This is a genomic window from Spirosoma flavus (assembly GCF_054778555.1).
Genome location: NZ_BAAGZL010000001.1, coordinates 1,250,056 through 1,268,393, shown reverse-complemented (window position 1 = coordinate 1,268,393; position 18,338 = coordinate 1,250,056). Strand labels below are relative to the sequence as shown.

Annotated in this window: 16 protein-coding genes; 10 read left to right on the top strand and 6 right to left on the bottom strand. The window is 48.5% G+C overall.

Annotated features, from left to right (window positions below):
* The first annotated feature begins 89 nt into the window (after positions 1 to 89).
* Both ACYVF1_RS04950 and ACYVF1_RS04945 read left to right on the top strand, forming a co-directional pair.
* Positions 90 to 1,193 (top strand): vWA domain-containing protein, encoded by a 1,104-nt coding sequence (locus ACYVF1_RS04950; protein ID WP_461076211.1) that lies wholly within the window; start codon positions 90 to 92, stop codon positions 1,191 to 1,193.
* Between the two features lie 111 nt (positions 1,194 to 1,304).
* Positions 1,305 to 2,000 (top strand): uracil-DNA glycosylase family protein, encoded by a 696-nt coding sequence (locus ACYVF1_RS04945; protein ID WP_461076209.1) that lies wholly within the window; start codon positions 1,305 to 1,307, stop codon positions 1,998 to 2,000.
* A gap of 51 nt (positions 2,001 to 2,051) precedes the next feature.
* Here the strand turns inward: ACYVF1_RS04945 and ACYVF1_RS04940 are convergent, their stop codons facing one another.
* Positions 2,052 to 2,582, bottom strand: a complete 531-nt coding sequence (locus ACYVF1_RS04940) for a lipocalin family protein (RefSeq protein WP_461076207.1) — start codon at positions 2,580 to 2,582, stop codon at positions 2,052 to 2,054.
* A gap of 161 nt (positions 2,583 to 2,743) precedes the next feature.
* Positions 2,744 to 3,259 (bottom strand): lipocalin family protein, encoded by a 516-nt coding sequence (locus tag ACYVF1_RS04935; RefSeq protein ID WP_461076205.1) that lies wholly within the window; start codon positions 3,257 to 3,259, stop codon positions 2,744 to 2,746.
* Positions 3,260 to 3,538: 279 nt separating this feature from the next.
* Between ACYVF1_RS04935 and ACYVF1_RS04930 the strand changes: the two genes are divergently transcribed.
* Complete coding sequence (locus ACYVF1_RS04930) at positions 3,539 to 3,865, top strand: heavy metal-binding domain-containing protein (RefSeq protein WP_461076203.1); 327 nt, start codon at positions 3,539 to 3,541, stop codon at positions 3,863 to 3,865.
* 88 nt (positions 3,866 to 3,953) lie between these two features.
* Here ACYVF1_RS04930 and ACYVF1_RS04925 read toward each other — a convergent pair whose 3' ends face one another.
* Complete coding sequence (locus tag ACYVF1_RS04925; RefSeq protein ID WP_461076201.1) at positions 3,954 to 5,486, bottom strand: P-loop NTPase family protein; 1,533 nt, start codon at positions 5,484 to 5,486, stop codon at positions 3,954 to 3,956.
* A gap of 209 nt (positions 5,487 to 5,695) precedes the next feature.
* Here ACYVF1_RS04925 and ACYVF1_RS04920 point away from each other — a divergent pair, with 209 nt between their 5' ends.
* Positions 5,696 to 7,519 carry an IPT/TIG domain-containing protein gene (locus ACYVF1_RS04920; protein WP_461076199.1) on the top strand — a complete coding sequence of 608 codons (1,824 nt, stop codon included), beginning with the start codon at positions 5,696 to 5,698 and terminating at the stop codon, positions 7,517 to 7,519.
* Positions 7,520 to 7,598: 79 nt separating this feature from the next.
* On the opposite strand, the gene ACYVF1_RS04915 is transcribed toward ACYVF1_RS04920, so the two are convergent.
* The gene (locus tag ACYVF1_RS04915; RefSeq protein ID WP_461077811.1) at positions 7,599 to 8,540 is read right to left on the bottom strand and encodes a 2-hydroxyacid dehydrogenase; all 942 of its coding nucleotides are present in this window, start codon (positions 8,538 to 8,540) and stop codon (positions 7,599 to 7,601) included.
* A gap of 121 nt (positions 8,541 to 8,661) precedes the next feature.
* Between ACYVF1_RS04915 and pdxA the strand changes: the two genes are divergently transcribed.
* The 4 genes from pdxA (at position 8,662) to ACYVF1_RS04895 (ending at position 13,529) form a co-directional block, all read left to right on the top strand.
* Positions 8,662 to 10,158 carry a 4-hydroxythreonine-4-phosphate dehydrogenase PdxA gene (gene pdxA, locus ACYVF1_RS04910; protein WP_461076197.1) on the top strand — a complete coding sequence of 499 codons (1,497 nt, stop codon included), beginning with the start codon at positions 8,662 to 8,664 and terminating at the stop codon, positions 10,156 to 10,158.
* Between the two features lie 138 nt (positions 10,159 to 10,296).
* Positions 10,297 to 11,184: a YicC/YloC family endoribonuclease gene (locus ACYVF1_RS04905; protein WP_461076195.1), complete on the top strand. Its 888-nt coding sequence runs from the start codon at positions 10,297 to 10,299 to the stop codon at positions 11,182 to 11,184.
* A gap of 212 nt (positions 11,185 to 11,396) precedes the next feature.
* A complete protein-coding gene (locus ACYVF1_RS04900; protein ID WP_461076193.1) occupies positions 11,397 to 12,827 on the top strand; it encodes a hypothetical protein in 1,431 nt (476 codons plus the stop codon).
* 66 nt (positions 12,828 to 12,893) lie between these two features.
* On the top strand, positions 12,894 to 13,529 hold the full coding sequence (locus ACYVF1_RS04895; protein WP_461076191.1) for a DNA-3-methyladenine glycosylase: 636 nt from the start codon (positions 12,894 to 12,896) through the stop codon (positions 13,527 to 13,529).
* A gap of 115 nt (positions 13,530 to 13,644) precedes the next feature.
* Here the strand turns inward: ACYVF1_RS04895 and ACYVF1_RS04890 are convergent, their stop codons facing one another.
* The gene (locus ACYVF1_RS04890; protein ID WP_461076189.1) at positions 13,645 to 14,646 is read right to left on the bottom strand and encodes a type I glyceraldehyde-3-phosphate dehydrogenase; all 1,002 of its coding nucleotides are present in this window, start codon (positions 14,644 to 14,646) and stop codon (positions 13,645 to 13,647) included.
* A 313-nt stretch (positions 14,647 to 14,959) separates the two neighbouring features.
* Positions 14,960 to 15,670: a GNAT family N-acetyltransferase gene (locus tag ACYVF1_RS04885; protein WP_461076187.1), complete on the bottom strand. Its 711-nt coding sequence runs from the start codon at positions 15,668 to 15,670 to the stop codon at positions 14,960 to 14,962.
* 389 nt (positions 15,671 to 16,059) lie between these two features.
* Between ACYVF1_RS04885 and ACYVF1_RS04880 the strand changes: the two genes are divergently transcribed.
* Positions 16,060 to 17,391: an MFS transporter gene (locus tag ACYVF1_RS04880; RefSeq protein ID WP_461076185.1), complete on the top strand. Its 1,332-nt coding sequence runs from the start codon at positions 16,060 to 16,062 to the stop codon at positions 17,389 to 17,391.
* 121 nt (positions 17,392 to 17,512) lie between these two features.
* Positions 17,513 to 18,310 (top strand): ion transporter, encoded by a 798-nt coding sequence (locus tag ACYVF1_RS04875; RefSeq protein WP_461076183.1) that lies wholly within the window; start codon positions 17,513 to 17,515, stop codon positions 18,308 to 18,310.
* Positions 18,311 to 18,338 lie beyond the last annotated feature (28 nt).

The window sequence follows — 18,338 nt, the reverse complement described above, 5'->3', positions numbered from 1 at the left end:
AATCTGTTGACCATACTGTTCTCCTGATACGTACCCAACTATTCGCTGCTACGTTCCTGAACGGCGATAAAAACTAATGACTCTTACCAATGAAAGGCTTTCAATTCTCCCAGTTTATCCCCCCCGAGCAGAAAGAAGGTAGCAACTTCGATAAATTGCTCAATATTTTCCAGCAACTTCTTCTATTAACGTCGGGCGATGTGGAACAAGCCATGTCGTGGATGAGTCAGCTCGACCGTCAATATGGCCTGACCGACGACAAATACGGCATCGGTAATTTCTTCGAGGACCTGAAAGAAAAAGGGTATCTGACCGAAGACAACGAGCAGGGCAAAATCGTGATGACGCCAAAAAGTGAGCAAACCATCCGGCGGGCCGCGCTTGAAGAAATTTTTGGCAAGCTTAAACGCTCCAAATCAGGCGGTAATCATAACACGCCGTATACGGGCACGGGCGATGAACTCAGCAGCGATCTACGTAGCTACCAGTTCGGTGATACGTTGGAACAGATATCCATGACCGAATCCATCAAAAATGCCCAGATCAACAGCGGTGTCGAGGAGTTTCGGCTGATGGAACGTGACCTGGAAGTAACGGAGAAAGAGCAGAAAACGCAGACATCGACGGTGCTCATGATCGACATTAGCCACTCGATGATTCTGTATGGCGAAGACCGGATTACGCCCGCCAAAAAAGTGGCGCTGGCGCTGGTCGAACTGGTAAAATTGAAATACCCCAAAGACACGCTCGATATTGTGGTGTTTGGCAATGATGCCTGGCAGATTCAGGCGAAGGAACTGCCTTATCTGGAAGTCGGACCTTACCACACTAACACCGTAGCGGGTCTGGAACTGGCGATGGATTTGCTACGTCGGCGGAAAAATAAGAACAAGCAAATTTTTATGATTACGGACGGGAAACCGACCTGTCTGAAAGAGGGTATTAAATATTACAAAAACTCCTTCGGTCTTGACCGCAAAGTTGTCAGTAAAACCCTGACACTGGCCGCGCAGTGCCGTCGTCTTGATATACCGATCACTACGTTCATGATTGCCTCCGACCCGTATCTGAAACAGTTCGTGCAGGAATTTACGAAAGTGAACAATGGTCGGGCGTATTACAGTGGTTTACAGGGCCTTGGTAATATGATGTTTGAAGATTTCCAGCGAAATCGTCGGAAGAATATTAAGTAAAGATTGCTCATTAACGAGGGGCCGAATACCGTTGCTTGTGTGATGGTGTTCGGCCCCTCTTTTACACAAGTCAAAATAGATTCAACGTTACGTTTATCTATTCTTCTTACTATGACCACCCAACCGGCCACTTTTGCTGATAAAGCCATTTCATATTATAATTCGCTGGTTGCGCCGACCAATTTACCAGCGGGCGTTGAAGTCATGAATTCGTTTCAGGAACCTGACGTTCAGCGGATTGTCGTTGAGTTTTACACGAAATTTTTCCGCGATACCAATCCGCGCGTTTTTCTGCTGGGCATCAATCCGGGACGATTTGGCGCTGGCGTTACCGGAATTTCGTTTACAACGCCCCAGAACCTGCGTCGCTACTGTGGCATCGATAATACGTTGCGTGACACACCCGAATTATCCAGCCGGTTTATTTATCAGGTTGTTGATGCATTTGGTGGAGCAAAGGATTTTTACGAACGCTTCTTTCTGACTTCGCTTTTTCCACTGGCATTGACGAAGGATGGGAAAAACTACAATTTCTACGACGACCGGGCTACTACCAACGCGCTCTGGCCCGCTATTACCGAAGCCGTTCGAACGCAGCTTTCGTTTGGCGCTAATCGGAACGTAGCAGTATGCCTGGGCCGTAAAAACGAAACCTACCTGCGTCGGCTCAACGACGAGCAAGGCTTTTTCGAACGTATCGTTACGTTGGATCACCCCCGCTACATTCTTCAATATAAGGCCAAAGACGTACCACTTTATCTGGAAAAATACATTGCTACGTTGCAGGATTGCCTGGATGAAGCATAAAAAAAGCCGCCCTACGTAACAGGACGGCTTCATATCTACTGTGCATTAATGTTACACCTTGGTCAGTTCGAGCGTATAGGTGTACGTTTCTTTTTTGCCGTCGCCATCCAGGTCATCTACTTCCTGCGTCGACATTTTCAACGTACTACCGCTTATGGCCGTATCATACGTTGTTACGTCCGAACCGCTGGTAATCGTCAGTTTATTTCCGTCCAGTTTCCAGTTTGAGTTGTCGTCAACTGGGTTCATATCCGAATTGGCGGCTGTGCATTTAGTACCTGGCTTCCCAGTGATTTTGCCGTTACTATTAAACGTAACAATTGTAGTAGTTAAACATTCAACGGCATCAGCGCCACCCGGTACCTGCTTTAAAACCAGAAGTAAATCGTTCGTTTTCTGACCACTTGCGTTGTAAACGATCGAAGGATCAACTTTATATCCGGATATTTTCCAGTTTCCTTCAACGGCCGATGTCGATGGAGTTATGGGATCAGTGCCTCCTTTCTTACAGCTTCCAAACCACAGGGGTAATGCGAGGATAGATACCCAGGCCCATACACGAACTACGTTCACTTTTTTCATTGTATTGATTGCTTTTTGGTTTATTGAACTATTGAATTCACCGCAAAGCTTATACTTTCCAAAAAGTGTACCAGCATTTGATTTATTAAACGGTCAGCCACTTGCTGAGCGGCCAATAAAGCGAATGGCTTCCTTCCGAATACTATTTTGGTTTTGCCTTATTACTGTCTTTTGAGATCCATCGTATACGTATACGAAGTAGGTTTCCCGGTATTTGCGAAATCGGCATCCCCCTTCCATTGAAGTTTCATTACGGCGCCAGTGCTTAATACGGTATAATCGGTCTTTGTGCCGGTGCTGGTTGTAACGCTCAGCGTAGAGCCACTCTGCGACCATTTACTGGCGGCATCTACACCTGTTATGCTACTCGCAGGGATTTTACTTTGCTGACAGGATGTTGGATTGTCGGTAGATACAGTGCCTCCCGTCTTAAACGTAATACTAACGTCGGTCAGGCAACTTGTTCCCAGCACAAGGGGAGCGGCAGATAGTAAATCAGAAAACTGCCCAAGCACGGCTGGACTCGCCTGGAGAGCCGATACTTTATAAGTACCTTCAACCGAATTGCTTGGTGTTGGTGTAGTTGTGTTGTCATCTTTCTTACAGGCATTAAACCAGAAAGGAACTGCAACGAGTAATACGTAGGCGAACAGGCGGGAAAAACGGAGGTTTCTCATGTGTTTTGAGGATGAAAATGGGAGAATCGGGTTCTGGGTTTAAAAATGGCACATAAAACGCAAAGTAACGTAGTATGCAGCTAATAGATTTTAGTAAACACCTGCCAATCTGATACGTAAGTAGTAATTGCCGATCACCAGAACAGACAGGTTTGTAGACTAACAACGTAGAAGTGTGGCGGTCGTTGTGTAGCTTTCTTGCCAGTAAGCACCAGAAATGGTCATACAACGCTATAACTTTATAACTTTACGCCTTCTACAACAAATTGAACTTTCTACATGCTCGTTACTACTACGCCCAATATTGAAGGTAAGCGCATTACCAAATACATCGGCCTCGTCAACGGAGAAGCTATTATCGGAGCAAACTTTGTAAAAGATTTTTTCGCCGGTATCCGCGATGTTGTGGGTGGCCGCTCGGGAGCTTATGAGCAGGGACTGCGCGAAGCCAAAAGCATCGCTATCAAAGAAATGATCGATCAGGCTACCCGGCTGGGCGCTACCGCCATCATCGGGGTCGATCTGGATTATGAAACCATTGGCGGCAACGGCTCAATGCTCATGGTCAGCGCGAATGGTACTGCGGTGATAGCCGAGAATTCATAATATAATAGATATAGAGTTAAAGGGTTATAAAGTTTCTGACGCATCAAGAACTTTGTAACCCTTTAACTCTATATCTATTATTTATTTCTTAAAACCGTTCGTCATCGTCATCTTCTTCCTCTTCGCCGAAACCTGATCCAGGGTTAAACATCGACCCAAGCAGGTCCTTAAACGACTGACCGGTATCCATCGCTTTTTTACCCACCAGCGAGTGCTCTGCCAGACCATGAAGCGCAAATTCCATCATGAACAACTTTTCCGACTTGCCTAATCGCGGATGAAACTGGTCAACCAGATCATCCAGACCATCGATGGTACGTAGCCGGGCTTCGTAGTCACGATTGCTCAGGTTGTTCAGGATGTCCATGGTGTTACCATCGCCAAACCAGTCGGTAATTTTTTTGTAGGGGTTACCGCGTTTGTCTTTTTTGGCTTTTTCCGGATTCGGGAAATAGTTTAAAAACTGATTACGAACGGCTTTCCCAATCAGGTTCTGCGCGACAATAACCGGTCCTTCAACTTCACCTTCGTAAACCAGCTCGACTTTCCCACAAATGGCCGGAACCACCCCGTACAAATCGGCGATCCGCACGTAAGTATCTTTTTCACTATTTAGAAGCGCACGGCGCTCAGCTGAGGATAGCAGGTTTTCGTAAGCCGAAATCGTCATACGGGCCGAAACGCCACTTTTCGAATCAACATACTCACTCTCACGAGCTTCCAGAGCAACTTGCTCGATGAGGTCGGCCACCAGATCGTTGGTCTTCACCATGCCCTTTTGCTCCGTTTTCACGATAGCCTCCTGCATCGTAATCTTCTTACCGATTTCGATGGATTTCGGGTAGTGCGTCACAATCTGTGAATCAATCCGGTCTTTCAGAGGAGTTACAATGCTACCCCGGTTTGTGTAATCTTCGGGGTTAGCCGTGAACACAAATTGAATATCGAGCGGCAGGCGAAGTTTGAAACCCCGAATCTGGATATCGCCCTCCTGCAAAATATTGAACAACGACACTTGAATACGAGCTTGTAAATCAGGCAATTCGTTAATCACAAAAATACACCGGTGCGAACGCGGAATCAGGCCAAAATGGATGGTACGTTCGTCGGAATAAGGCAGTTTCAACGTAGCAGCCTTAATAGGATCTACGTCGCCAATCAGGTCGGCAACCGATACGTCGGGCGTAGCGAGCTTTTCGGTGTAGCGGTCGTTCCGGTGCAACCAGGCAATAGGCGTCTGGTCACCTCGCTCCGCGATCAGATCATGAGCAAAACGCGACAGAGGCTGGATTGGGTCGTCGTTCAGTTCAGAACCCTCCACAACCGGGATGTACTCATCTAAGAGGTTCACCATCAGGCGGGCAATCCGCGTTTTGGCCTGTCCCCGCAAACCCAACAGGTTTATGTGGTGCATCGACAGAATAGCGCGCTCCACATCCGGAATCACGGTCTCCTCGTACCCCCAGATACCCGGAAAAACAACTTCTTTCTCTTTGATTCGCTCAATAAGATTCTCGCGTAATTCCTGCTTAATTGTACGGGACTGATAGCCAGCGGCTTTAAGTTCGCCTAACGTAGTAATCGAAAGTAATTTTGATGGTTTCAGGCTGCGGTAGTTCATTTTTTTCTAATTGATGAGTGATGAATGATGAATGATAAGTGATCCGTAATGAAGGATAATGCATTGGCTGCATTCATCGTTTATTACGCATCACTCATTGTTCATCACTCAACACTTAAACAACAGGCTTTCGAAAGAAATGGTTTTTCGACCGCTAAATTGACTAATTTTGTTGTCTATAAGCGTCGAAGGGATCGATTGCAGCCGTTATGAAGACGATTATATCATTTTTCTTCCTCTTAGTTGTATTTCTTGGCGTAGTGAGCTGTCGTGTTCGGAATAATCCACCCGAATTGGTCAGTTTGTCAATATCTAAAGAACTCATTGGCAAAACAATCGTGCTATCGGGCTATCAGTTTGGCTCCGAACCCGTTGTTACGTTTGGCGTGGCCTCATCAGCCGTAACAGCCGACATTCTGGGGCATGACGAAAACACCATTCAGGTACGCGTTCCTCTTGTTAAACCAGGCGCAACGCAGGTTCAGGTACGTACCAGCGAAGGCACTTCCGATCCGTTGCCGTTTCTGGTGCAGCAACCCGAGCCAACTAACGTAACTATTAGCCCAACAAACGGCCTTCCCGGTTCACAGGTGGTGGTTACCGGCAATTACCTCAATCAGCTTTTACGGGTCCGATTCGACGCAATCGACGCTAAAATTATTGATAGCTCCGCTACAAAACTTACCGTAGAAGTCCCTCGCACCATAGCGCGCGGTCCGCAACCCTTTGCGGTCGAGACAGGGGGAGGACAAAATGGTGGCGGTCAATACACCACTACGTTTATTGTAGCCGGCACTCCGCAAATCACCAGCCTATCAGCCAAAAAATTAAAGCCTGGTACTGAACTGGTTATCCAGGGCGTGAACCTTACAGATGGCGTGGTACGTATCAATGGATTGAATACAGAGAAAAGTCAGACGACGGTAAAAGACACCGAGATACGTACTATTGTACCGCCGACCGCTACGTCGGGAAAAGTGTCTGTAACGGTATTCGATAAGTTGGTGGCGACCAGCGCGGATAGCATACTTATTATTCAGCCACCCTATGTAGGAAACCTCAGCGCTAAAGATGGTATAGCTGGCGACAAACTGATTTTGTCGGGTTTTAACCTGTCCGACGTAACAGCGGTTTCGTTCAACAATACGCCCGTTACATTCCGGGTGCTTAGTAATACACAACTTGAAGCTACTGTTCCTGCGTTTGCGGCTCCTACTCAAGTAACGATTTCGGTGAACAGTGTTGGTGGTTCGGCTGTGGCTACCGAGTCGTTTTTCTACTACGTAGCGCCATCTAACCTAACATTTAGTCCGGCGCGGCAAGTGCGGAGTCGGGCGGTTACCATAACTGGCCAAAATCTTCACCGGATAACAGACGTTCGTATCAACGGGATTTCTGTACCAATTTCGATACGTACCGAAGGCAGCAGCCTCACCGTCGACGTACCAGTAGCGGGTACCAGCGGTCCTATTACCGTTACGAATAAAGCCGGAACCGTATCAACAACAACCTCCCTTGTGGTGGTCCAGCGGCCCGTCTTAACAGATGTCATTCCAGCCAAAGCCCGACCGGGCGACCGGGTTGTACTCCGTGGCGACTTCTTGCTGAACGCTCAGATTTTCTTTTTTGGAATGACAACCGAAGCCCCCGACGGTGGTAAAAACACGGACGTAGAGCGTTACGTCACTATACCGAGCACGGCACAAACCGGGCCGTTACGTATTGTCAATGCCGCCGGGGAATTAAATACGGCCGAGATCTTTTTCACTTTCACCGTGTTACGTCCAATTACCAATCTGGACTTCTCTCCTCAAGCGGGCAAAGTCGGTACGGACATCATCATAAAGGGCGACAACATGGCATCGGTGAAAGAAATCCGATTTGGAAACGGTACGTCGGCACCAGCCGTGATGATTGGCGTCGACAATACCTATAAAGTTACCGTTCCTGCGAGCGCCGTCACTGGTCCGATTTGCGTCATTAACGAAGCCGGAACAACCTGCTCTACAATCAATTTCACCGTGACGAAGTAGCGCGAATTATAGCCTGTCGAACCCCTGCGCGTCAGCAACATTCTATTAGTCAGCGCATTTTATCTTATTTACGCTTAACTCACGTTAACGAAGTAAGCTGCCGAACCAGCACTTCGTTGATACGTACGTAACTTTCGTGCGTCCAGCCTGCTACGTGGGGCGTTAACACAACCCGGTCTGACTGGCGCAGGTAATCGAAAGAAGCTTGCTGATCGGGGGTAAGTTTGGCGAGTTTTTCGTTTTCCAGTACGTCCAGACAGGCCCCACGCACCTTTCCGCTTTCCAATCCACGTACCAGTGCCGACAGCGACGTAATCTCTCCCCGGGCAATATTTATCAGGTAAAACGGCTTTGCTACGTCGGCGATGAACGTATCGTTTACCATCAGGCGCGTTTCGTCGGTAAGTGGAATGTGCAGGCTTATTACGTCGGCTTCTGCTTTTATTTGCTCCAGCGTGGCTTCCTGCGCGAACGTATCGCCATAATTCGTCAGAAATTTATCGTAGGCCAGTACGCGGCATCCGAAACCACTCAGCCGCTGGGCGGTTGCCCGCCCGTTGTTTCCGTACCCAATCAGGCCAACTGTCAGGCTACCCAACTCGTATCCCCGATTACCTTCGCGGTCCCAGATACCCTGACGTACTTCGCGATCGGCTTTCAGAATATTTGCCAGCAATGCCAATAACATACCTACCGAATGTTCGGCCACTGCATCACGATTGCCTTCGCCTGCGTGAAATACCTGAATGTTGCGTTGTTCCGTCGCACCGAGATCTATCAAATCCAGCCCAGCCCCGGCCCGTCCGATAAATTGTAGGTTCGGTGCGTGGCTCAGTAACTCTTCATCGACATTAGTTTTACTCCGAATAATCAGTCCTGAATAAGGGGCTATGGCTTCCAGAAGCTCGCTACGGCTTATTTTCGGCTGATAATCATACGAAAAGCCAGCTTCGTTGAGCATAGGGAATAGCGATGGGTGCATTTCATCGGCAATGAGAATGGACAGTTGATTCTGAAACATCGAAGGGGTTTTTGTAACTTGCGGCATTAGTAAATGAATAATCTATAATGAATAATGAAAAATGACAGTTGTTTGTCACTGATCATTATACATTTTAATCTGGCGAAACTACGAAAAGTGCATGGAACCACGCCAACCCGACGAATCGAACCAAACACATAACGCGTCTCCGGAGGGAGCCAAACCGGCTGCTCAATCGGAAGATAAACAAATGAATACCCCCCAGCCGCCTGCAGCAAATGGAGCAACGGAAAACCGCCAGCCACAGCAACAGCGCGACAATCGACATCAACAGGGCCGGACTAATAACCGTGGCGACCGAAATGAGCCACGGGCTAATAATCAGCCTAATGAGGGTAATGGCGACCGCAATCAACGTAATGGGCAAAAGCCTCAGCAGCAGCGCGATCCAAACCAAAATCAACGGCAGCCCGAAAACCGTCAGCGCGATGGCGGCCAGCGCGAAGGTGGGCAGCACGACCGAAACCAGAATAACAATCGTCAGCCCGCCCGCGACTCGATAAGCGGGCCACCAGAGTCGCGGGATTTCGCTAACCAGCATCCGTCTTCCATCGAGCACGTTGGTCGGGAAGATCGGCTCGTTATCGGAATTTCGCTCGGCGATTACAATGGTATTGGCCCCGAAGTTATTCTGAAAGCGCTTCAGTATAACCGGCTGCAAAAAATCTGTACGCCGGTTATTTACGGCTCGATGCGCATTCTGAACCGCTATCGCAATCTATTAAACCTGAAAGATTGGAATCTCAACGGTGCGCAGACGGTTGGCCAGATCAGCCACAAACTGACGAACGTGATTACGTGTTGGCCCGACCAGAATCAGGATATCCAGCCGGGGCACGTAACACCCGAAGCTGGTCAGGCGGCTTTTTCGTGTCTGCAACGCGCCGTCGATGATCTGAAAGATGGTAAGCTCGATGCTTTGGTTACGGCGCCCATCAACAAGTATAACATTCAGTCGGAGGAATTCAAATTTCCGGGGCATACCGAATACCTGGCGCAGGAGTTTGGCGTTGCTGATAATCTGATGTTTATGGTGAGCGAAAAGCTGCGTGTGGGCGTAGTGACGGGCCATATTCCGCTGGGACGTGTCCGTCAGAACGTAACGCGCGACAAAATTGCGCAGAAACTCACGCTTATGATGCAGTCGCTACGTCAGGATTTCGGCATCGAAAAACCTAAGATTGCGGTTCTTGGTCTGAATCCACACGCTGGCGAAGAGGGTCTGATTGGCAACGAAGAACAGGATATTATTAAGCCGTTGCTGAACGACTGGCGTAATAAAGGTCAACTGGTATTCGGCCCCTACCCTGCCGACGGTTTCTTCGGTACGCGCGCTTATACAAAGTTCGACGCCGTATTGGCCATGTACCACGACCAGGGCTTAATTCCCTTTAAATCAATCGCTTTCGACGAAGGCGTCAACTTTACAGCCGGAATGCCTGCCGTGCGCACCTCACCCGACCATGGCACGGCCTATGACATTGCGGGCAAGGGAATTGCTGACGAAACGTCGATGTTACAAGCCATCTATACCGCCATCGACGTAGCACGGTACCGAAAGGAATTCATGGAACTCGAAGCCGGAGCTCTTAAATGAGTTGAAAAGTTGTAAGACGGTCCGCCGTTGCGGTTATAAAGTTGTAGAGTTTAAATGCAGCAGGCCGGCGACTCTATAACTATCCAACCTTACAACTTTATAACTTTACAACCCTACAACTTTTCAACATTTTACCTGATGCTTAAATCAATGACCGGCTTTGGCAATGCGACCGTAGAAGCTGGCGGATTGGCGGTGACCGCCGAAGTTAAAACACTGAATTCCAAGTTTTTAGATATTTATTGCCGAATTCCGCGTCAGTTTTCAGATAAGGAAATTGAATTACGAGCGCTGCTTACGCACCAGCTGGAAAGGGGCAAGGTAGAGTTGTCGCTGAATTTAGCTCGTACGCAGGCGGTACGTCCCGGCGTTGTGATTAACCGTTCGCTGGTGACGGCTTATATAAACGATCTGAAGGAAACGGCCAATTCTATGCTGATGAGCATTCCCGACGGCGATGTATTCCAGATGGCCCTTCAACAACCTAATGCCTATCTCACTGAATCAGCCGACCCTTCTGCAGATGCTTCTGACTGGGCAACACTACAGGCCGCCGTACAGGAAGCCATTCGTCGTTGTATCGAATTCAGAACGCAGGAAGGCGCTGTGCTGGAAGGCAAGTTTCGGGAATACATCCAGATTATTTCGGATCGGCTGGCCGACGTAGAGGAACAGGATGTTAAGCGTATACCCGCCGTTCGCGAACGGATGCGTAATTCCGTCAAAGAATTGCTGGAAAACGATACGTTCGACCAGAATCGGTTTGAGCAGGAACTGGTTTACTACGTTGAGAAATTTGACATTTCCGAAGAAAAAGTCCGCCTGAAAAATCACCTCAGTTATTTCCTGGAAGTGCTGGCGACCGAAGAAGCCAACGGAAAAAAACTCAACTTCATCTCGCAGGAAATCGGTCGTGAAATCAACACGATTGGTTCCAAGGCAAACGACGCTACCATCCAGCGCTACGTTGTACAAATGAAAGACGAGCTTGAAAAGATTAAAGAGCAAACGATGAATGTAATTTAATACGTTGATTTATAGGATTATAGAGTGGTGACCAGATTTAAAGCTCCGCCACGCTCCTGAATGATCGAATTATAAAGCCGCTTCATTGGCGGCTTTTTCCGTTTCATCGGGTCTATGGTTTGGGTTCGGCTCCGACGAGCCCAGTTTTGTTGTGTCGTAAGCGAATCGCTGCGCAGACGTCCATCTCTCTTTCACTAACAACAAAAACTACCATGCGTTTACGTGTCCTCTTTATCGCTGCTGTTGGGCTGGGGTCAGCTCAGAATGCGCTGGCTCAAAATATGAACTACGTAGCAACAAGTCCTTCAGTAAGCTCGCCAGGTTTGTACAATACCATTGTCGGTATCGCTGCGGGGGGTAGAAATGCCACCACCGGCTGGTCGAATGTATTTATGGGTAACTATGCTGGTTTTGAAAACACAAGTGGCGAGAACAACGTGTTTACAGGGGCCAAAGCGGGGTACGCCAATACGTCGGGAAGCCGTAACATTTTCATTGGCGAAGAATCAGGGTATGCAGCCAACGGTTTCGACAATACCGTAGTTGGCTTTGCGACGGGCTACTTTGCAACGGGCAGTAACAACGTAATTATGGGTAGCCGGGCCGGAAATCAGATTCGCGGAGGTAGCAATAACGTCTTTATGGGACGTTACGCGGGCGGTTCCAATCGGGAAGGCAGCAACAACGTGTATATTGGTCTGGAGGCTGGTTACAACAATAATAATGGGCATGAAAACACATTTATAGGCTTTCAGGCGGGGTACGCTACCCAGGCGACTGCTAACATGTTTTTGGGCTTCAAGGCAGGCTATGCCAATACCTCAGGTCAGTATAACGCATCGATGGGCTATCAGGCGGGTATGTCAAATACTACGGGTAGCGGAAATGTGTTTGCTGGTACCCGATCTGGCATAAACAACGTAACAGGTACAGACAATACGTTCCTGGGCAACAACGCCGATGCCTTTTCCAATGCGGTAAGTCTCACGAACGCAACGGCTATTGGGGCCAATGCTCGCGTGGCCGTCAGCAACGCTATCGTCCTGGGCGACACCACGAAAAGCACAAAAGTAGGCGTTGGTGTGACGGCTCCGGCCTTTCCGCTCGATGTGCGCGGTACGATTAACATCCGCAATAAAGGTTCGCTGAAGTTCGCGCAGCGGGTACAGCTGCAAAGCGACGAAACGGATTACCTTGTACTCACTGCGGGCGAACAAGGTCAGAGCGGACTGCGTCTGGCAAATCTATCCAACAACGTATCGGCGGAAACGGCCAGCCGATTGCTCAGCGTAGACGATCAGGGACGGGTGGGTTTGTATCGGCCGGTAGTCGGTGCGGATCAGGTGCGGCTACAGGCCAGCACGCAAAACCAATGGGCCGACTACGTATTTTCGCCAACGTATCGACTGACGCCACTAACTGAAGTCGCCCATTTTGTGCAGACTAATCAACATCTTCCCGGCATACCCAGCGCAGCCGAGGTGGCAAAAGAAGGTGTTGATCTTGCTACGTTGAATACAAAATTGCTTGAGAAAGTAGAAGAATTGACGCTTTATGTGATCGAGCAGCAGAAGCAGAGTAAGGCTCAACAACAAGAATTAGCTGAGCTACGTCAGAAAATCAGTGAGATAGAAAAGCGGTAGATAAACGTAGTGAGCAGTAACGTATCGCTCACAAAACACAAAGAGCCCAAAAACGCTTAACTGTACATGAAAATCCTTAACCAGAACTTCTACGAGGAGCATGATACGTTAACGCTGGCTCAACTACTGCTGGGTTGCGAACTTGTCCATCAATCGCCGGAAGGTACAACGGCGGGTATTATTGTGGAGACGGAAGGCTATCTGACTGGTGACCCGGCCTGCCACGCGTATCGCCGAAAAACGCCACGTAACGCGGCTATGTTTGGCCCCGCCGGTACGTTGTATGTTTACCAGATTTATAACCATTACAACTGCATCAACGTAGTAACGGGACCGGAAGACGTCGGTGAGGCCATACTGATACGTGCTCTTGAGCCAACCGAAGGAATCGATTTGATGGCGCTACGTCGGAATGAAGCCTTTAAAACGGGTTTTGAGCGATATCGGAATAATACCATTGATCCAGAAACAGCCGCTGGTCAGCGGAATTTATGCAACGGCCCCGGTAAACTCACCATCGCAATGGGCATCCGTCGCGACCGGGACAATGCGATTTCCTTAACGTCGGGCAATCTGTTTATAAGAGGCCCCGTCCTGCACGATTTCGATATGGTGACCACAACACGTATCGGTATCACACAAGGCGTTGAGTTACCGTATCGGTACTACGTTAAAGACAATCGCTACGTTAGCAGGAAATAAAACAATTTCGTGTTTAATCAAGAAAGTCATCTTTTAAAGATTTCGACCGAAATCTTTAAAAGATGACTTTCTAACAAAAGCCCTGAAACTAGGTAATCACCAGGAATTTACACGATTAAATCCGATCGGCGATGTAAGCCGCCACTTCAGCTAATCGGTTTGAAAAACCCCATTCATTATCGTACCACGAAGCGACCGACAGCAAATTACCTTCTTTGGCTGTTAGTGGCAGATCAATCAGGGACGAATGAGGATCGGCCACAATGCGAGACGATGCCCATTCACCTTCCAGCACAGCCATCACACCTTTCAGCGGCCCTTCGGCGGCAGCCTTGCGGAAAGCATCGTTAACTTCCTCCACTGTACAGGATTTTTCAGTAATCAGGTTCAACTCAGCAATACTACCCGTGCGCGTAGGAACCCGGTATGCTTTACCCGTTATTTTCAGATCAGGCCAGATGAACTGCAAAGCTCGCGCGGCTCCTGACGAAGAGGGAATGATATTTTCAGCGGCAGCCCACGAATCACGTCGGTCTTTCATCGGCTGATCGGTCAGCGATTGCGTGTTCGTATAGGAGTGTACGGTCGAAAAAAGGCCGTATTGGATACCGAAATTCTCTTTAATCACTTTTATGGGCGAAGCCAGACCATTAGTGGTACAGCTGGCCATGCTGATAATTTTATGCTTTTCGGGGTCAAAATCGTCCAGATTAATTCCTTTCAGAAGTACCGCATCACAGTCGGACAACGTCTTACTTGGGGCACTGACGAGCACGTATTTGGCTCCCCGATCGATGTGCGCCTGGGCACCGGCCCGGTTCGTTGCCCGGCCCGTGCAATCAACGACCAGATCGACCCCAAGGGCTGCCCAATCCGGAATTTCTTTTAACGAATTGATGTATTGAATTGTCTGATCACCAATGATAAGCGAGCCTTCACTTCCAGAAACGGGCTGCTGCCAGCGACCATAATTGGTATCTACTTCGAACAGAGCGGCCAGCGTAGGCTCATCCCGAATATCCGAAATGGATGCTGGAACAAACAGGTTCTTACTAAGACCAACTCGAAGAAATTGCCGCCCGATACGGCCGAATCCATGCAACGCAATGGTTTTCATACAGATTGTGATTAGATGAAAAATAGGTTTGCCCTACATGTATAAGTCAAAAATAAACGGCTTGGTTCGTTTTCTGCACGGGCAGTTGTCAGTACAGATTTAAGGAGTAACTGAACAACTATAAACGTTTAATTTATAGACTTAAAAAGCAAACCATTACGTGAATTCTGGTTAAGCCGACGTATTGTTAACGCGTGCCGCTTCGATGCTATCTGTCACGGTTCATAGAATAAAAGAAGGCCCGCAAAAGCAATTGCTTTTGCGGGCCTTCTTTTATTCACGTATCAATTAACGTACTTGACACTATAACCTATCAAGCTGGTTCCATCTCGCGTTCGGGGCGGTGCGCGCGCGAACGCTCAGATGGGTTTATGCGAAGCAGGATACGTTTTTTCAGGCGCATCCAGCGTTCATAGAGCTTCGATTCTTTCAGAAAATTCCACTTCTCATCTTTTTCCTCTTTTTTATGCTCTTCCGGATCATAGAGCATTCCCGTACAAAGGCAGTGTTTGCGGTTGGTACGTGTCAGGATATCGAAGTTGGCACAAGTTTGGCAACCTTTCCAGAAAGCTTCGTCGCCGGGCAGTTCGCTCAACGTAACAGGCTGGTAACCAAGATCCGAATTAATTTTCATCACCGCCAGGCTCGTGGTGATACCAATAATTTTAGCCGTCGGAAACATCGTCCGCGACAGTTCAAACGCTTTGGCTTTGATACGGGTAGCAATACCACTTTTGCGGAAATCAGGATTCACGATCAGGCCGGAGTTAGCTACAAACTTACCGTGTTCCCAGGTTTCGATGTAGCAGAATCCAACCCACTCGCCCGCCAGGGTTGTAGCAACAATTGCTTTCCCCTCAAGCATTTTCTCCATGATGTAAATAGGCGAACGCTTGGCAATACCGGTTCCCCGGGCCTTCGCACTTTCTTCCATCTCACGGCAGATGGTTTCGGCCAGCCGCAGGTGGTTTTCGTTGGCTACCTGAACAATATATTGATCGTTGACTACTTCGGGTTTAATCATTGTCGTGTATCGGGCGGTTGTGAAGCCGCAGAAACGGACCGGGGCGCCGTTGATTACAGCGTAATCCCCACTGATTGGTGTTGTGTGAAAAATAAAACGGGAAAATTAGCGGAAACGTCTACCACATAGGCAAACAAATACGAATAGTCCTTTCGGACCTAAACCGAAATGGCGTAGTATGGAAGAAGGTCGGTATGTAAACGAGCTTTGCCATTGGTTTTTTGTGCGAAACCGGGGACAATTTTAGAGAGATTATCCGGGTCTTGCAATACCATAACGGTTTTTTTTCAGGATAGTTCGTGAGTGGTCAAAACATATTTCTTAATCTTTAAGTCCTATACGTTCAGACGTCCGTTAGAGATTCCGTCACGGCCGACATTGCTCAACCTATGACCTCTCCTACCCTTCCTGGACGTTCCTGGCTGGTTCTCAGCGAAAGCCAGCCGCTACGTTACGTCGTCTTTTTTTATCTGTACGTAATGCAGGGGATCCCGGCGGGGTTTGCGCTCACGGCCTTAACAAATTATCTAACGGCCGAAGGTGTAAATCCATCTACAATTGGTTCGTTTGCGGCTGTGGTAGGCTTACCGTGGGCGTTTCAGTTCATTTGGGGACCCTTTATCGACCGGTATCAACAGTCAGCGATGGGTCGGCGAAAACCCTGGGTAATAGGCGCTCAGTTTCTGGCGTTTCTGGCTTCTTTAGGCATTTTGTTAGTACACAACCCGATTGGTAACGTAGCAACGCTGGCCTGGTTTTTCTTTGGCCACAGCGTCTTTGCGGGTATACAGGATGCCAGCGTCGATGCGATGGCCATCAGTACTATACCTGATTCGGAACGGGGACGCGTCAACGCGTTTATGCGAGCCGGTTTTTTGATCGGTACGGGCGTGGGGGCGGCCGTTTTCTCACAAGTTTTACGAACAAACGGATTTCAGGCTGCCGCTCTGACACAATCGCTCTGTTTACTTACCTTAACCATACTCACGTTTTTCATTCGCGAACGTCCCCAAGATAAACTCCTGCCCACTTTTGGGCAAAGGCAGGCTGACGTACTAAAACCTGTTTCGGTCAACGAAACGGTTTCCAGTGATACATACCCGAACGATTTCCGATGGCTGTTCACGGAATTATTCCGGGGGCTTTTTTCCAGGAATAGCTTATTACTGTTTGGCTCAGCGGTAGCCGCTTACACCAGTGTCAGCATGTTTCTCAGGGCCTATAATTACCACCTGATTCAGAAACTCGGTTGGGCCGATACGTCGGTATCGCTGCTGACGGGTACATATGGGATGATTGTCGCTACGTTGGTAGCCCTGGCTGGTGGGTATGTAGCCGACCGAATTGGCCCAAAACGCTTGCTGGTTTTTGTATTGGCTATGGTTGCTACGTATCTACTCACGTTCAACAGCTTATCCGAATTTTGGCCACGTCGAGAAATAGCGCAGGTAGGACTGGTATCGCTTTATTTTATGGACCCGAGTATCAGCGTAGCTGCCATGCCTGTGCTGATGACCTTGTGCCGGAAAGGTGTAGAAGGTTCACAATTCACTACGTATATGGCCTTTGTGAACCTTTCCGACATTGCCGGATCGTATCTGGCGGGCCATGCGCTCAACTACATTCAGGCGCCCACCATCGGCCTGTTTGCGGGTGGACTGGCGTTGACGGCTACGTTCGTTACGTTCGTCGTGCTACGTCGATATTATATTGATGTATGAAGTAGGATGTAGGATATATGGCGTATAAGGCGATTGCTACAATACTAACAACACACATTGTACATCCTATATCATTATTTACTTACACTACGTAGCTTGCAGTACTTACTGCACTACGTTTATGCACTCCCTCCGTAAATATCTGTACAGCATCCTTGAAACCTCGGCAGGAAAACGTCGGGGTGCCAGCCTGATTTTCAATGTCATCCTCAGCTCGATTATTACGCTGAATGCCGGCGCGATTGTTCTTCATACTGTACCCGATTACAACCGGCGCTTTGAACGGCTCTTTTACGATTTTGAACTGTTTTCGGTGATTTTCTTCACTGCTGAGTACTGGCTTCGCGTCTGGGTATGTGTCGAAAATGAGAAATATCACCATCCATTCTGGGGACGATTGAAGTACATTTTCTCGACGGCGGCCATCATTGATTTTCTGGCCATTTTTCCGTTTTATTTCTCGCTATTCGCCACTGATCTGGCCATCGTCCGAATTCTTCGGTTGTTCCGTATTTTCCGACTGTTCCGCATCTCGCGTTATTCACATGCCTTTCGGATGATTCAGAGCGTTGTTTCCGACAAAAAAGAGGAACTGGTTCTGAGCACAACACTCGTCGTTTTCATGCTGATTATCGTATCGAGTGTGATGTACTACGTCGAACATTCGGCCCAGCCCGACCAGTTTTCGAGTATTCCGGCCACAATGTGGTGGGGTGTTACGGCGATGACGACCGTAGGCTACGGCGATATTCACCCGATTACGCCTTTAGGAAAACTCTTGGGAGGTATTTCAGCCATTGCCGGTATCGGCCTGTTTGCCCTACCTACTGGTATTCTGGTATCCGGTTTTAACGAACACATCCGCAACCGAAAAGGCCATTCCCGGCGTGTATGTCCACACTGCGGAAAGGAAATTTAGGATTGTAGAGACAAGGCATGCCTTGTCT

What these genes read in the sequence shown, in the direction of transcription:
- pdxA (WP_461076197.1), top strand. Translation starts at nt 8,662, where the DNA reads ATGGAACCACGCCAACCCGACGAATCGAACCAAACACATAACGCGTCT.
- ACYVF1_RS04875 (WP_461076183.1), top strand. Translation starts at nt 17,513, where the DNA reads ATGCACTCCCTCCGTAAATATCTGTACAGCATCCTTGAAACCTCGGCA.
- ACYVF1_RS04935 (WP_461076205.1), bottom strand. Translation starts at nt 3,259, where the DNA reads ATGAGAAACCTCCGTTTTTCCCGCCTGTTCGCCTACGTATTACTCGTT.
- ACYVF1_RS04920 (WP_461076199.1), top strand. Translation starts at nt 5,696, where the DNA reads ATGAAGACGATTATATCATTTTTCTTCCTCTTAGTTGTATTTCTTGGC.
- ACYVF1_RS04915 (WP_461077811.1), bottom strand. Translation starts at nt 8,540, where the DNA reads ATGTTTCAGAATCAACTGTCCATTCTCATTGCCGATGAAATGCACCCA.
- ACYVF1_RS04940 (WP_461076207.1), bottom strand. Translation starts at nt 2,582, where the DNA reads ATGAAAAAAGTGAACGTAGTTCGTGTATGGGCCTGGGTATCTATCCTC.
- ACYVF1_RS04930 (WP_461076203.1), top strand. Translation starts at nt 3,539, where the DNA reads ATGCTCGTTACTACTACGCCCAATATTGAAGGTAAGCGCATTACCAAA.
- ACYVF1_RS04945 (WP_461076209.1), top strand. Translation starts at nt 1,305, where the DNA reads ATGACCACCCAACCGGCCACTTTTGCTGATAAAGCCATTTCATATTAT.
- ACYVF1_RS04905 (WP_461076195.1), top strand. Translation starts at nt 10,297, where the DNA reads ATGCTTAAATCAATGACCGGCTTTGGCAATGCGACCGTAGAAGCTGGC.
- ACYVF1_RS04895 (WP_461076191.1), top strand. Translation starts at nt 12,894, where the DNA reads ATGAAAATCCTTAACCAGAACTTCTACGAGGAGCATGATACGTTAACG.
- ACYVF1_RS04890 (WP_461076189.1), bottom strand. Translation starts at nt 14,646, where the DNA reads ATGAAAACCATTGCGTTGCATGGATTCGGCCGTATCGGGCGGCAATTT.
- ACYVF1_RS04950 (WP_461076211.1), top strand. Translation starts at nt 90, where the DNA reads ATGAAAGGCTTTCAATTCTCCCAGTTTATCCCCCCCGAGCAGAAAGAA.
- ACYVF1_RS04885 (WP_461076187.1), bottom strand. Translation starts at nt 15,670, where the DNA reads ATGATTAAACCCGAAGTAGTCAACGATCAATATATTGTTCAGGTAGCC.
- ACYVF1_RS04880 (WP_461076185.1), top strand. Translation starts at nt 16,060, where the DNA reads ATGACCTCTCCTACCCTTCCTGGACGTTCCTGGCTGGTTCTCAGCGAA.
- ACYVF1_RS04925 (WP_461076201.1), bottom strand. Translation starts at nt 5,486, where the DNA reads ATGAACTACCGCAGCCTGAAACCATCAAAATTACTTTCGATTACTACG.
- ACYVF1_RS04900 (WP_461076193.1), top strand. Translation starts at nt 11,397, where the DNA reads ATGCGTTTACGTGTCCTCTTTATCGCTGCTGTTGGGCTGGGGTCAGCT.